At 39.6% G+C, this 14,833-nt stretch carries 10 protein-coding genes and 1 pseudogene; 6 read left to right on the top strand and 5 right to left on the bottom strand.

All coding sequences use genetic code 11. The annotated features are described in order from the left end of the window. Nucleotides 1–235 precede the first annotated feature (235 nt). Nucleotides 236–2,950, top strand: coding sequence for a TonB-dependent receptor (locus tag ACXAGC_RS18990; protein ID WP_474846335.1), 2,715 nt, complete (start codon nt 236–238; stop codon nt 2,948–2,950). Nucleotides 2,951–3,084: 134 nt separating this feature from the next. On the opposite strand, the gene ACXAGC_RS18985 is transcribed toward ACXAGC_RS18990, so the two are convergent. From ACXAGC_RS18985 to ACXAGC_RS18975, 3 genes are read right to left on the bottom strand one after another with little or no spacing between them, the layout of a single operon-like run. After that, a complete protein-coding gene (locus ACXAGC_RS18985; RefSeq protein ID WP_474846333.1) occupies nt 3,085–4,023 on the bottom strand; it encodes a family 43 glycosylhydrolase in 939 nt (312 codons plus the stop codon). A 55-nt stretch (nt 4,024–4,078) separates the two neighbouring features. Further along, nucleotides 4,079–5,062 carry an inositol oxygenase family protein gene (locus tag ACXAGC_RS18980; RefSeq protein WP_474846331.1) on the bottom strand — a complete coding sequence of 328 codons (984 nt, stop codon included), beginning with the start codon at nt 5,060–5,062 and terminating at the stop codon, nt 4,079–4,081. Between the two features lie 19 nt (nt 5,063–5,081). Further along, on the bottom strand, nt 5,082–6,452 hold the full coding sequence (locus tag ACXAGC_RS18975) for a sugar porter family MFS transporter (protein ID WP_474846329.1): 1,371 nt from the start codon (nt 6,450–6,452) through the stop codon (nt 5,082–5,084). A 151-nt stretch (nt 6,453–6,603) separates the two neighbouring features. Between ACXAGC_RS18975 and ACXAGC_RS18970 the strand changes: the two are divergent. Both ACXAGC_RS18970 and ACXAGC_RS18965 read left to right on the top strand, forming a co-directional pair. Then, nucleotides 6,604–6,909, top strand: a pseudogene (locus ACXAGC_RS18970) (integrase core domain-containing protein); the annotation flags it as partial. Between the two features lie 314 nt (nt 6,910–7,223). Beyond that, complete coding sequence (locus tag ACXAGC_RS18965; protein ID WP_474846327.1) at nt 7,224–8,399, top strand: tyrosine-type recombinase/integrase; 1,176 nt, start codon at nt 7,224–7,226, stop codon at nt 8,397–8,399. Between the two features lie 317 nt (nt 8,400–8,716). Here the strand turns inward: ACXAGC_RS18965 and ACXAGC_RS18960 are convergent, their stop codons facing one another. Continuing rightward, entirely contained in the window at nt 8,717–10,174 is a 1,458-nt protein-coding gene (locus ACXAGC_RS18960; protein ID WP_474846325.1) for a hypothetical protein, read from the bottom strand. Between the two features lie 576 nt (nt 10,175–10,750). On the opposite strand from ACXAGC_RS18960, the gene ACXAGC_RS18955 reads away from it, so the two are divergent. Next, a complete protein-coding gene (locus ACXAGC_RS18955) occupies nt 10,751–11,368 on the top strand; it encodes an SLATT domain-containing protein (RefSeq protein ID WP_474846323.1) in 618 nt (205 codons plus the stop codon). Beyond that, nucleotides 11,352–12,692: a reverse transcriptase domain-containing protein gene (locus tag ACXAGC_RS18950; protein ID WP_474846321.1), complete on the top strand. Its 1,341-nt coding sequence runs from the start codon at nt 11,352–11,354 to the stop codon at nt 12,690–12,692. The genes ACXAGC_RS18955 and ACXAGC_RS18950 overlap by 17 nt, the downstream gene beginning before the upstream one ends. 229 nt (nt 12,693–12,921) lie before the next feature. Here the strand turns inward: ACXAGC_RS18950 and ACXAGC_RS18945 are convergent, their stop codons facing one another. After that, complete coding sequence (locus ACXAGC_RS18945) at nt 12,922–13,215, bottom strand: hypothetical protein (protein ID WP_474846319.1); 294 nt, start codon at nt 13,213–13,215, stop codon at nt 12,922–12,924. A 302-nt stretch (nt 13,216–13,517) separates the two neighbouring features. On the opposite strand from ACXAGC_RS18945, the gene ACXAGC_RS18940 reads away from it, so the two are divergent. Further along, nucleotides 13,518–14,453, top strand: a complete 936-nt coding sequence (locus ACXAGC_RS18940; protein ID WP_474846317.1) for an AAA family ATPase — start codon at nt 13,518–13,520, stop codon at nt 14,451–14,453. Nucleotides 14,454–14,833 lie beyond the last annotated feature (380 nt).

Here is a 14,833-nt window from a genome sequence, read left to right as displayed (position 1 = left end):
CGATTATAGTTAACCCAGTGTTAACAGTTGATTAACTTCCAACTTATTTGTTTTCACTTTGCCGCGATACACATAGCTTTTCAAAAGAGTGTTTTGTCATTCGTTACCACTGTAATTCGAATTGACGCTGTTAACCGACAGTTTGAATAGCCAGAAAAATTTCAAGTGTATTGTTATCAACAGCATAAATTTTGGATTCGAACGATAGGACTAATCCGTATTTAGGAGCACTCAAATGAAATTTATTTTTAAAAAAAGTTTGATGTCGGTAGCCGTTGTCGCTGGGATAGCCGGTTTGCAAACTCAGGCTGCCACTGCAGATGAAAATGATAATAATGAAATTCAGGAAGTGATAGAGGTTAAAGGTTTCAGAAGTTCATTAATCAAAGCCCGGGATTTAAAGCGCAATGCTATCGGTTCGCAGGACTCGATCGTTGCTGAAGACATTGCAGATTTTCCCGATCTGAATCTGGCAGATTCGCTGCAGAGAGTACCGGGGATTTCAATTACCCGAGAAGGGGGGGAAGGTCGAAATATATCTCTGCGCGGACTGGGGCCTGACTTTGCGCGTGTGCAGGTCAATGGCATGGAAGGATTAGCGACCAGCGCATCTGCAATGGATAGTCGTGGTGCAGTGAGTCGTTCAAGAGCATTTGATTTCAATATTTTTGCATCTGAGTTGTTTAATCAAATCGATGTTAAAAAATCCTATCAGGCAAGTCTCGATGAAGGCGGTATCGGAGGAACTGTTAATTTACGGTCAGCCAAGCCATTTGATTACGACGGCTTCACGGCGGCAGCAAGCGCACAGATTGGTACAAATAGCCAAACTGAAGGTACCGACCCGCGAATGTCAATCATCGTATCAGACACTTGGGGTAACTTCGGCGCGTTGTTCTCAGCATCATATAGTCAAAGAGATATTAATGAGCAAGGCTACAATGGCTATCGTTGGCGGAAGCGGACTGTGGATGCGGAAGGTTACAGCGATTCATTGTCGCAGGATGTGAAAACTGCGTTGGAAAACGGAGAAATATTCTTTAACCGCGGTAACCGCTACTCTGTCTGGCAAAATGAACAGACAAGAACCGGCCTGGCCACATCACTTCAATATCGTCCGTCTCCTGATTTCACCTTCGATTTTGATATTTTATACAGCGAGTTGGAAAACAATCGTGCGGAATTTCACCTGCCCACTTCTGGCTCTAGCAGCACTGCTATAGGGTATATCGATGCACTTGAAATTATACCTGCATCTGATGGCGATGGTTTTGAAGCCGTATACGGCGAATTTTCAAATACTCCATTGCGTACTGAAACACGTGAAGACCTGGATACAACTAAGTTTACGCAAATAACGCTGACAAACAAATGGAATGTCACTGATGATTTGTTATTAACTACTTTGATAGGACACTCCAGTTCTAAGTTTAGCCAACCGAAGAGAGATAAATTTTATGTAGAAAGTATGGGAAATATTACTACGGACTATCGTGGTTCGCGCAGGTTTGACCCCGTTAATACCTATAGTATTACTCCTACTGACGCGGCTGTTTGGACATTTCGGGAAATCGACCTTCGTGAAGACAGAATCGATAATACCTATGATATGTTAGCGATTAACGGCAGTTATATCTTAACAAATGATGCATCATTGAAATTCGGCGTTTCGTTTAAGAAATTCGAAAACTCACGGGAGTTACGTGACAACAACGATATTGGCAGAAATCAGGAAGCGCCTCAAAATAATGAAGTAAGATCTATAGATCAGTTTGCTTACGCGTATACCAATCATGACGATATTGACTGGATTGCGATCGATTTAAACTCGGCAATGGATTTCTATGGGGTTAATCGTGATCTGGGCGCAGCGAGTATCGTTACCAGTGCTACGGGAAAGGTGGAAGAAGATACAAACGCGGCATATGTTGAATATGAGTGGGTGAATTATTTCAGCGACAGTACTCTCAGGGGGAATATTGGACTGCGCTATTACGATACTCAGATTACGTCTTATGGCATTACAAATGGAGTTGCGGTTGATATTGGGTCTGATTATAACGGTGTGCTTCCTACTCTTAACCTTGCCTGGGAACCTACGGAAGAAACTGTAGTTCGCTTTAGTGCTGCAAAAAATGTAACCCGGCCATCACTAGGCTCATTAGGCGTATCCGGAGAGGTTCAGGTGGATCCTGACGGGGCCAGGGGACTGGATGTTTCTGCCGGCAACCCGAAACTGCAGCCATATGAATCTGATAATTATGATATGTCATTCGAATGGTATTTTTCGGAAGAAGGCTCCGTTTCTGCAGGGGTTTTCTTCAAGCAAATTGATAACTTTGTCATTGGCACTACGGTTGAAGTTCCTTACAGCGATACAGGCTTTCCGCTGTCACTGCTGGATGAGACTCTTGGTCAGACTGGGGATACGTTATTCAACTACACGCGCCCTGAAAATGGCAGATCTACTGATATTAAAGGTCTGGAATTATCGTATCAAAGTCTACTGAGTTTCCTGCCTGAGCCGTTTGATAACCTTGGCTTCATTGCAAACTACACGTTTGCGGATGGTGAATTCTTGTATGAGAATGTGCAGAACTCCGGAGAAAATCAATATAAAACTTTTGAAGGGTTGTCAAAACACAACACAAATTTCACTATCTTTTATGAAACTGATGTTTGGGGAGCTCGTATCTCAGCAGCCAGCCGGAGCGATTACATAACGTGGGGAGCGGGCGTTGCTGAAGATGAAGATGAACATGGTATGCATGGCTCAACCTTCGTGGATATATCTATGTTCTATCAGATCAATGAACATATCAAGGTTACTTTAGAAGGCATTAATATGACCAATCAAGCTGATGAACAGTACAGTGACACGGCAGATCGCATTTATAATGTGACAACTAGCGGACGCACTTTCTACCTGGGTACGTCTTACAAGTTCTGATTGGCCACTTAAAACTGAATGCAGACGTGAAGATTTATTTCTTCACGCCTGCATTGGAGACAGGGCTGTTCAACTAAATTTATAAAATAAATAAAGGATTGGCTCTTAGTTTCATGATACTAAGAGCCAATGTTTTAATCTCTGAGTTTTCTGGCTTTCAGGTCAATCTGGCGAATTTCATTTTCTCCACTATATTCCAGCTCTGTAACTAAGATGGAGCGTCTGTAATAGCCGCCGCCTTCCTTAATGCTATCGTGATAAAAAATATAGTTTTTATCTCCGTCCTGCAATATGGCCTGATGATTAGTATTTATGTTCAGGTAGTCAATGATTACACCCTGGTATTCAAAAGGACCAAGTGGAGAATCGCCGGTAGCATAAACAATTTGACCAGGCCAGCCAGTTGAAAACGTGAAGTAGTATTTTCCCTCATGCATATGAAGATACGGAGCTTCTCCATATTGTTTCTTTTCGTCACCGGAGGGGAAATCAGTAATTTCAACATCACGGATTTCACTGGCTAAACTGATCATGTCGCTGCCCAGCATAACAACTTTAGGCACCCGGGTGCCGAAGTACATATAAGCCTGACCATCAATATCAATGAACAGTGCAGGATCAATGGGTTCGTCTCCTGCGTTATTATCCCGTGACTTTTCAATAAGCGCTTTATTAATAGGATCGACAAAGGGACCTTTCGGGTTATCACTAACAACAACGCCTATTTGATCGCCGCCTACTGGTGCATAAAAATAATATTTTCCATTTCGCTCAATAGCTCCGGGAGCCCATGCTTTGGCGTCTTCTGCAGCCCAACTGAACACGCTGTTATGCAAAAAAGAGCCTTCATCATTCCAGTTCACAAGATCCGTAGAGCTAAATAACCGCCAGTCAGTAGAGTCCCAGTATTTACCTGAGTTGTCTTCATCATTTGTAGCATATACGTAGTACGTATCACCAAACTTATGTGCTGAAGGATCTGCACTGAATCTGTCTGATATAATAACTTCAGCGCCTGCAGGAAAGAGCACGGTAAGCGCTAAAGTTAATTTTGAAACTATCCCCGCTTTCATCTTCATATTCCTGCAAGCGTTAATTATTGGAGTGAGTAAAGGTACAAGTGTCGCGCTACCAGCTAATCGATTTTGCAGGAATGTATTTGTCTAACAGCTTTTTGTATTTGGCTTCTAATATATGCTGTGGCGGCAAATCCGGTGTTTTGGAATACAGGTCTGCTTTTTGAAAAGCTTTCAACAGAGGTAGCATTAACCAGTCAAAGTCGGATGCTAGTTCACTATAAGCCATGCTTCCGTTTTGCGGTGTGTGCCAAGGGTAAAATGAGTGGTAGCGTAAGAGGTAAAGCGACTCTTTATTAAGGAGACTGCCTTGTCTCATTGCTTCATAGATGTATTCATCGTGTCCCCAGCTCATATCTACTGCATCAAAACCACAATTCCGGTCGTATTTCCCGAACTTTGTGTCAGATATATTTTCATAAGCAGGGTAATCCTGACTAAGGTGAAAATACTTCTTGTCGTAAAACACATTGGAAGATGCAAACGGAGCACCTACCGGATAGGTATCGCCTACTACACACCATTGCTGTAGTTGGCCAAAACGTGGCAGTAACATCACTTTGCCGAGATCATGAATAAAGCCTGTAAGCGGAAACCATGACCAGTCATCTATATGACTGTACAGTGTTTTTATTGTATTTGACTCGTATAGTTCACGCCATTTCCCGGGTAATTCAGACCAGGCTTTATGTTTGAACAGAGTTTTTATGGATAGGTCATCCCGTAACTCAGTCTCATTTTTCATTGCAAATTCACAGATGGACTCTGCCGACTGATAAGCATGAATAATTTGTGGTAAGTCGCTGTCAGGATCGCTTTCATCAACAATGTCTTCAAGAAGCTTAAATACCTGATACACGTCCATCGAGCCATAAGCGAGCTTAAAATAATGTTGCTTTTTTTCTTTCACGAAATCAACCGTCTGGTTTGTTTGCATTTCGCGATATGTGCGCTCAACTCTATCCTGGAACTTGGAGTCGGTGTAGTTTCTGAAGTTGTCAGATGAAACTTCCAGGCTCTTTTCAGTTGTAATCATTTTAAATTTCCTTGTAAAACTAATTGCCCAGATGACCCAGCTTTCGGGTTGGCAATCCTGTATTAATATTTTTCTCTATTGTTTCCAGAGGAACGCCTTTGGTTTCAGGCACCTTGAGTAAAACAAACATGAAGACTATGAGTGAAATAGTGCCATACAGGGTAAAAGTGACGGCGATTCCCAGGTTGGCTAATATGGTTAAAAATGTTGCTGAAACGAGAAAGTTTGTTGCCCACTGAATGGCAACAACAAAACTCATGCAGGTACCCCTTGCGTGTAGGGGGAAAATTTCAGCGATAAGAAGCCAGAACAGAGAGCCCAAACTTATGCAGTAACCAATGATAAAAGTCATGAGAAAAAACAGGGCAAAATACGCTGATGTGCTGGTCATTGTATTGTTCAACAGTACGACCAGAGCGAACAGGCTCAGTGCTGCTAACAGTGAGCCGCAAAGTAGAAATTTGCGTCTTCCTAATTTGTCGATGAATGCCAGTGTGAGAATAGTGAAAAGGAAGTTCGTTACGCCTAACCCCAGAGTGCCAAACATTTGTGTTTCTGCTCCGGAAAAGCCAATATTCTTCATGATGTACGGACCATAATACATAACAGTATTTATGCCCATCATCTGTTGACCAATCCCCATAAACAACCCTATTACCAGGACTCCTCTCAACTTTGGATTTAATAACTCCCGAAAACTAGCTTGTTTATCATTCAGTGTGCTCTTGATGAGGTCGAGTTCTGTCTTCGCACTATCCTTACTCATACGAATTTTAGATAGGATTTTTAGCGCTTTTTGCTCCTGGCCTTTTTGGGCAAGCCACTTTGGAGATTCAGGCATAAACCACATGCCTACAGTAAGAATGACTGCCGGAACAATGCCGCTTAGAATCATCAACCGCCAGTCTCCCGAAGAGGTCAGTGAAAAATTTACTAAAAATGCAATTACCTGTCCTCCAGTAAGGAACGCGCCGTTCCATAGCACGAGTTTCCCCCGTGACTGAGCGGGAGCCATCTCAGCGATGAACAGAGGCGTCGCAAATGAACCTGTTCCAACAGCAAAGCCGAGGATAAAACGACCTGCAATCAGCGCTGCAACAGATTGCGCATAGGCTGCCAATAGGGTGCCTGCAACGAATATGCATCCAGTAATCACTAATACCTTTCGTCGACCTAAAATGTCTGTTGCACGTCCGCTGGAAATCGCGCCAAACAGAGCTCCTAATGCACAAGCACTCACTATCCATTCTATTTGTCCGATTGAAGCACTGAATTCCTTTTCTATGAATGGAGATGCCCCCGCGATAATAGCGGTGTCAAAACCAAATAATAATCCGCATGTTGCAGATATACAGATTGTGATAAGTAAATATGGGTTGAATCTGGACATAACTTCCCTAAATTTTTTCAATAATTCCCAACGCACAACTGCATAATGAATACATTGACTTGACACCGGTGTCATAAGGGTTATGTTATTTTGTTGTTACTTGTGTGTCAAGTTAACGTGAAGTTTTGATTTCAGAAAGAGAAGCGCATAGGGATTTCAATTTATAAGCCGAATATTCCGTCAGCTAATTTGGCGGTATCGCTTAACACAAAGCATGAGTTGCAGAGGAAATTGTTGGGATAACAGCCCGATGGAACGCTTCTTCAGGAGCCTTAAAACCGAGTGGATTCCAACAACTGGCTACCGGAACTTTACTGAAGCAAAGCAGAAGATTGGTGATTACATTCATGGCTAATACAGCCGACTGAGACCGCATTCATACAACGGTGGTTTAACACCGAATGAATCGGAGAAACGTTACTGGAATAGCTACAACGATGTGGCCAAAATTACTTGACCACTACAGTTCCCCTAGAAGACTATTGGGTGATGATAGATGCAAAGAGGAGCTAGATTAACTGAATAAAAGACTGTTATGACATTTTCGCCAGCATTATTTATGAACGCTGTAGCACATGTGTAGCACAGAGGAAAATGGTTGGTGATTACTAACGTTGGAAGTCTTTAAAAATGGTGGCCCCACCTGCAATAAAAGCATTGATTTTCAATGGTTTATGTGAGTTTTGGGCTGCGGAATTGTACAATTTTAGGGGCTTGTAGCCGCGCTGTTCCACTTGTCTTTAATAATAGTCAGTGGAGCAAAAGTGGAACATGGCTGAAATCGAAAAGAACCTTTCAGATACTTTCATTAATAATCTTACAATTAAATCAGTAGTGCAAGTCTACAGCGACAAGCATAGAAGCTATCTAAAGCTGGTCGTGAGACCGAGTGGCTCAATGAGCTTTTACTATCGAGCTAAAAAAGCGAGCAAAGATCTAAAGCGGAAGATCGGAGATGCTAACCATATGAGTGTCGCAACTGCCCGCTTAATCGCCGATCAGCAACACGTTAGCGCAAAAACTGATAGCTCTATAGATAATCCATCACTTAAATACTTTACAGTCGATCGCATGTTTGAACTATATCGCGATAACGAGCTATGCCATAAAGTTACTATCGCAGGAAGGAAGCATGGTCTAGAAATAGCCTATAACCTACATGTCCGAAAAGTCCTAGGCCACCACATCGTTTCGGATTTGACAAAGAAGGATGTGCGAGCCTTTTTCAAAACATTAGAAATGAAGGGATATTGTACTCATAACAAAGCCCTCTCAGTCCTTAAATCAGCTTGTAATTATGTTATCGATTTTGAAGATGTTGGCTTACAGCACAATCCCTTTGAAAGGTGCAAAAAAATGCAAGGAGTTACGAGAAGTAGATACTTGACTCATGGTGAAGCTCAACGCCTTATGACAGCCTTAGATACTGTTTCTAACCAAGATGTTGCAGATATTTACCGATTAGCGTTATTCACGGGTGCAAGGCTCTCAAACGTGAAAATGATGCAATGGATTGATATCAATCTAAACTCAGGTGTTTGGCTCATTCCCGCTACTCGAACAAAAACACGTCAGCATTATGAAATACCGCTCCATCCTTACGCTCTTGAGATTTTACTAAAGCGTCGGGAACTTACAGGTAATAAGTCCTTCGTATTCGCTTCAAAGAAAAAGTCAAAATACGGTTACATCACTGGTGGAGATCCCGTATGGAAAGAAGCGATCAAACTAGCTGGGCTGTATCACGACAACAGAAACATACGACCCAGGCCACATGACCTGCGACGAACATTTGCAACGTGGCAAATTCAATCTGGCGCTGATGTAAGCGTTGTTTCGAAAGCTTTATGCCATACATCCCTAAAACATACACTGATTTATGCGCATACAAATGTTGAACAGGTTCGTAATTCCATAAATTCAGCTTTTGACATTTTAGATCTCTAACAAGCTAGCAACCTAACGTTTCCTACGAAGATGTCTGAAAATATCAAAATAAAATTAAACTCTAACAACGAATAGCAGTTAGATTAGTGTCTGAATACAAAAATAGCAATTCACAAGATACTTCGCTTTCAAACTCTTGATAAATAATGGCAGCGAGGAATTTATTGCTGCCTCTTGTTGAAAAAATCTTATATAACGGATTAAGAATTTTGTAATCAGACAGTTTGATAAAGCTGTCAGTATCACCATTTAATATTTATTCCCATTTCATAAAATAATAGTGATATTTTTAGTTTAGTATTTAATGCTATTAATGTTCACTCTGTACCGTTGGAAGTTAATAGGCTTTGTTCGTTTTCTATGTCGTTTAAATCATCGATTTCTATTCCTGTAATTATGAATCTTCGCTCTTCGCCAGAATCATCCTCTACTAAATCAATTCTGATTTTATTTTTTATGTATTTTATACCGTCAATTCTCAAGTCTAGCGTGCCTTTTTTGAAAAGATAACTCCATGACTTAATTCCTGTTGGCTCAGAATCAAAATAAGCTGATCTAGATATTCTAAAGCTATTTTTGAATTTTTCACTGTCTAGAACTATTTCCGAATTAGAGAGGCTAACGGTTATTTCACCATCTATATACAAGTTTGAAGCAATTTCGCGAGAACGGGAAGTTGCTGACTTATTGATAAAATCAGACATCGCTAAACAATTATCGCTTTTACAGTTGACTCCTGAAAAATCGCAGTCTGTGTTTCTAGCGATAGTAAGGTCTGAAGAGGGCAGGCGTGAATAATCATGGGCAGTAAATTGCACATGTTCATTTTCATTATAAATTCGCCCCCTCACGGCATCATTTGCCCACTGGGAGATGGCGCAAGCGGTGAACATTGCTTGATCAAAGTGGTTTAATGGTAAACTAAGAACATAGTCAGAAAAAGACTGAGTAATAGCCAATAGAGGCTCTTTTCCATCTGAATCGAGATTTTTGTCGGCGTTCTTAATGACTTCCATCCATGGTTCAAACGTTTCTATTCCAGCTTTTTGTATACCCTTGTCAATATCAAAATTTTCGAAATATGGTTTGACAGAACGTAGGTTTATTTTAAAAAAATTAGCATTGTCCGATAAAATTTCTATATTTTTTTTACTGATATCATTTTTGTTAATCCTAAGGGACATTGCGTGCTCTACATTGTCCGCGGGGAAAACTCTTTCAATTAGCTCTAGAACAGATGAATAGCTAGCAAGCTTCTCCGTATATGAAAGTGACGAATTGCCGGAGTCTGGTGTTGATAAAATTCTCTTAATCAATGCACTGGACTCCTCATTTTCCCATTCTTTTATTGTGATGTTTATGTCAATGATGTCGTTAAATATAAAAGCTTTGCTAATAGGGAAAGATATGCTTTCACTTGAACCAACATAGCTAAAACTATAACGCTTATTATCATCTATTTCATAGCTGAAAAGTATCGTCTTTAAGGCCTCGCCAAAGGCAGGTTTTACCTCAATAAAAGCAGTTCCAAACTTCTTTCTATCTAACACAAAATGACTAAATAGGTTAATAAGCTTTAGAACCTTATTTTGATTGTTGTCATCTATCTTGGGTAGTTTTAAGTCGAGGATGTCAAGCTGGACATATTCCTTTTCTTCATCGTAAACGAAGTCATCACCTGTCTGTTCTCCTAAAGATAAAGACGTAGCTTTAGAAAAAATGGACTTAAAGATAACATGATGACTAATAAATATATTTTGTTCATCATAAAACATCCTGTTTAGAGATAGTTATTAAGACTTTACGTGAAAATCTCTTGTTCTGCCGCTTAATATTTATACAGTGTGTTGTATGCCATGTTCCAGATCTTTTGGTCGAAATATACAAATTTAATTATTTGTTTCTAGTTGATGATTGTTATGAACTTTTTTATTAGGATTAGGTTTATTTTAGATAGGTTAATACTTAGAACTAAAGAGATTAACGTATGGAGCATGTGCAATTAGATCTCAATCTTTGCTAATGACTACTATGCTAATGACTACTATTAGCTCAGCCTTTGATAGAGCTGGGAACCACCCTTCGTTGGATGGGGCAGTCTAGTGACCATTAAAAGGAACTGTTTTAATTTACAAAGTTAATCTCTAATCTTTGGCTTTGTCCGAAGCTTTTGTTACTATCAAAGGGTCTTCGGGTGTGTCGGCGTTCAGTCGACCACTCTGCTTAAATGTGCAGAGTGCAACTAATTTAGAAGGGCTTGCCCTTAGGTTTTAATACCTTGTTCCATATGGAATGTTAACTGATTACTAACTTTTAACACCCGTTGACAATTAATCTAGTAAAGGGATCTTATGGCTTTCAGTGATGATATCTGGTGGACAAGGAAAGCACGCATACAGACAGAGAAACGCTTACTCTCAAATGCTTCCTTATCTCAGATGTCCTTGCTTTGGTATTCGCTAGCAGGGGCTTCAGCTTCTATTTACTACCTCAAGTTTTCGACCAACAATGAACTTGCAGGCGTAGCTTGGGTTATGTATTCGGTTATGTCGCTTGTTATCTCAGTCTTTATATCTGGACTTTCATTCAAAGAACGGGCCGGATTGATTAAGGATTGCTATGAACGTTTAAAAAATATTCAAAATTTAGCGTACACAACCGAGCAATCAAAAACTAGCAGCGTTGATGATATAGAAAAAATAGGCGAAGAATACAGCCAAGTTTTGTCGCTATGTGAAAATCATTCAGATATTGATTATATACAAGCTGTTTGCCTAGAGCATTTAAATACGCCTGGGAAAATCGATAGTATAACTAAATGTAAGCCTGGCCTTTCAAAATCTCCCAGCAACTACCAATGGTTTCAATTTATAATCTATCGAATCGTGCGATGTCTACTGGTAATTATATTAAATTCTATACCTCTAATAATATTTTTTATCGTTGAGTCTTATGAAGTCTGTAAGTGATAAATTTCAATATTATTTTTCCGAAGATTACTTAAAATACATATTTGAGCAAAATGTTGCACTCTCCGGTGCATCGGGGTTAGATAACCTCACTCCCAGTCTGTTTCATAAACAGTTGGATGAACATGTCGAAATTTTAAGAAGAAAAGCATGTGCAGGCTCTTATGACTTCACCAAATACAAACTTAAGCTTATCCCTAAAGGAAAGGGTAAACCGCCTAGGGAGATATCTATACCAACAGTTAGGGATAGAATTGCTCTACGCGCTTTGAAAGATTTCCTGTCTGATGTATTTGATTCTACTATCGAATTTAAACTCCCTCAAGATGTAATTAAAGAAGTGAAAAGCGCTAATGCCAATGGGGAATATACCGGATTTATTAAGTTGGATGTTTCAAACTTTTACCCGTCGATAAAACATTCCGAACTGATTTCTAGAATAGGCAAAAGAGTAAGAGTTGAAAAAATTAAAAATATCATTGAACGAGCGATCTCAACCCCAACAGTATCGACTTCATCAAAAAGTGATGTAAAAGAGGTTAAAGGGGTTCCCCAGGGTCTATCCGTTTCGAACGTGCTTGCAGCTATTTACATGATCAACATAGACAGAACATTAAAGATGCGTTCTGACATCTTGTTTTTTCGTTATGTAGATGATGTCTTAATTTTCTGTGATTACAATAAAGCTATTGATATTTCTGAATTTGTAATCAGTAAATTCAAAAAAATTGGGCTGGAAGTTCATCCTATCTCTCCAGATTCGGATAAATCTGTCATGGGTAGATTAGGTGATCCTTTTAGCTATTTAGGTTATTATTTCAGAGGTACAAAAGTAACTGCTCGTAAAGGAACTGTAGATCGTCTAAAAGATTCGCTGGCAGCGATATTTACTGCTCACAGATATTCTAAATTCAGTGACGAAGACTTCCTCATGTGGCGACTTGATATGAGAATAACTGGGTGTGTTTTTGAGGGTAAAAGCAAAGGATGGTTATTTTTTTTCTCTGAAATAGATGACGAGCAATTGTTACATCAACTAGACCACTATGTAAAGAGGTTGGCAAGTAGATTCAATATAAAGAAAAGCCCGAAGAGATTTTCTAGAGCATTCAAAGAATTGAAGTTAAATCGTCATCAAACCACTTACATCCCAAATTTTGATAATTACGACAGGAAGCAGAAGATAGAACTTTTGACTAAATATTTCCCCAAGGATTTAGAGGGGAAAAAACTAACTGAATCTCAAATTAATTATCATTTCGGCAAGAGGATAAGAAAGCAAACTAAGGATTTGCTCGAAGATATTAAAGATTTCCGATCTTAAATGTTAGCGGTTTTGATTTTTTTAAATTATATTTAGTTTTTAGGGGGATATGTTGCTTTAATCGAGCATCGGGCGATGAAAATCACCACCCTAAGCCACTAATGAATAAATACTCTAGTAGAGTCGAAAATTTTAGAGCATTAATTTCAATTTTTAATCTTTAAAAATTAATTAAATTTCGAGTTAATGAATGTTTCAAACTGCCCAAAGACTCCATCTATCGGGAATTTCAAAACCTTGTACGGTAGACAAAGTCTAGATAAGCACTAAGCCAATCCTGCTCTGTATCAGTCATAGAGAGAGTCCCTCCATCTTCTGCTTGCTGCTTGAGCAAAGCCCTAAGAGCTATTCGAAGCTCATCTTCTTTCACAATATTAATGAGTGCGTCGTTCAAGAAGCCGCCTTTAGCAGCCATGATACACGTGAGAATATTTCTTATTTCGCTTGCTGCAATATACTTCGTGCAGAATCTTTGAATTTTAACTAGTGCGTCATTTGTTTCAGTAGATTTATCTTGGTACATCTATAGTTTTCCTTTGTTTAAAAAGCCAACAAAGAATACTTCCAATGATGAAATTAAAAAAAATAAAATTATGCAAAATTTTTGCGTAATCCGCTTTTTTATTTTCCTTCTGAAAGTATTAAAATCCTACTCATGCAATGAGCATCGTCTTCGACATGCTCATTGCATGAGTAGGGTTCACTTAAGCAAATTTTTCCGTTTTTTAGCATAATCTCATTTTTCCTTAAAAAAATTTCTTTTATAAATTAGTTCTGTCGACGGGCAGTGATGCCTTTTCTTAAACGAGGATATATAAGCGAAGATTGGTCAGAAATGAATTTAATAATGGTTTTGAAATGTTACTAAAAAATTTAAAAAACGATACTGTACAGTCAGCTGGAAAAGGGTTTACAAACGTATTGAAAGCACCAGAAGATGTACTCGAAACTTTTAAGGATAAAGCTAATTCTATATTGTCAGGTGCAGTGAATATTGATGACTTGAAAGCTCTTGATTGCGGAGAGTTACTAGAAGCTAATATTCCTGAAAGAGAAGAGCTTTTGGGGAACTTAATATTGTCAAAGACAATAAATAATATTTCAGCGGAAGCTGGACTTGGTAAAACTACGCTCACAATGGCTTTGTGTGCTGCAATTGCGACAGCTGGGGAGTTTTTGAAATGGAAGGCTCAAATCGCGTCAAGAGTGCTATACGTTGATGGTGAAATGCTTCTTTCTGATTTAAAAACTCGCATCAAGAAGATCTGCCACGGATTGGACGTTAACCAAAAACTCTCGTTCATGCACAATCTTATTTTTCTTAATGGCGAATTTTGTGAGGACGGCTTGCCTTCACTATTAAGCAAAGAAGGGCAGATGCTAATTCAACTTAAATTACTGGAATCAGAAGCTAAAGTTCTTGTCTTAGTCAACTTGACTTCCTTACTGCCTGATGCTGATTCTGCTGATACCGTAGCTATTAAGGCCTTTTTACAGTGGTTAAAAAATCTTAGGTATGCTGGATACACAGTGATTACGATTAATCACATGACTAAGTCGGGAGCACGTTGTGGCAGTGTTGTTCTGGATACATACAATGATATGACAATAGACCTGACAGCGGAGATAAAAAACAAAGAGAAAACAGGTAATACGCGTTTTACGTTTGCAAAATCCAGGCATTTGTCAGCGAGTCAGAAGAAAGACTTCATATATCGATATGATGATGACGAGTCTGGGCAAACCTTCACGCTTGTCTGACTTACAGACAAGCTAAAATAGCTCTCATTGAAAATGAGAAATAAATCGCGTTAGCTCGAAATAACGAAGTTAATTTCGCAGCGATAGCCGATTGAAAATCGAAAAGCGCATCGAAGTGACTGTAAGGAGACGGAGCTTCGTGATTGCGGGGCCTTCTCACCCCGCATTCTTCCCGCAAGTGCGAAGCTCCGCATCCGTAAGGCGGGTGCGATGCGCTGCTTTGAAATGGTTTTGCTAATAGCAAAAGCGTAGCGTGAGGCTACATGTAGCTGATAGCATGAATCGCCACTATTAGCCTAGACACTTCCCAGCCGTTGAACATGGCGTTTTTCATACTCTACTGGTGACAGTAAATTATTGGAACCATGTTTGCGTTTGCA

It is taken from the genome of Alteromonas sp. AWJ4_197 (genome assembly GCF_056160285.1).
The sequence above is the reverse complement of the archived record's forward strand: the minus strand, read 5'-3'. Positions and strand labels throughout refer to the sequence as shown.

Bases quoted from the DNA above. Each gene is read 5' to 3' on its own strand.
- ACXAGC_RS18990 (WP_474846335.1), top strand. From the start codon at position 236: ATGAAATTTATTTTTAAAAAAAGTTTGATGTCGGTAGCCGTTGTCGCT.
- ACXAGC_RS18985 (WP_474846333.1), bottom strand. From the start codon at position 4,023: ATGAAAGCGGGGATAGTTTCAAAATTAACTTTAGCGCTTACCGTGCTC.
- ACXAGC_RS18980 (WP_474846331.1), bottom strand. From the start codon at position 5,062: ATGATTACAACTGAAAAGAGCCTGGAAGTTTCATCTGACAACTTCAGA.
- ACXAGC_RS18975 (WP_474846329.1), bottom strand. From the start codon at position 6,452: ATGTCCAGATTCAACCCATATTTACTTATCACAATCTGTATATCTGCA.
- ACXAGC_RS18965 (WP_474846327.1), top strand. From the start codon at position 7,224: ATGGCTGAAATCGAAAAGAACCTTTCAGATACTTTCATTAATAATCTT.
- ACXAGC_RS18960 (WP_474846325.1), bottom strand. From the start codon at position 10,174: ATGTTTTATGATGAACAAAATATATTTATTAGTCATCATGTTATCTTT.
- ACXAGC_RS18955 (WP_474846323.1), top strand. From the start codon at position 10,751: ATGGCTTTCAGTGATGATATCTGGTGGACAAGGAAAGCACGCATACAG.
- ACXAGC_RS18950 (WP_474846321.1), top strand. From the start codon at position 11,352: ATGAAGTCTGTAAGTGATAAATTTCAATATTATTTTTCCGAAGATTAC.
- ACXAGC_RS18945 (WP_474846319.1), bottom strand. From the start codon at position 13,215: ATGTACCAAGATAAATCTACTGAAACAAATGACGCACTAGTTAAAATT.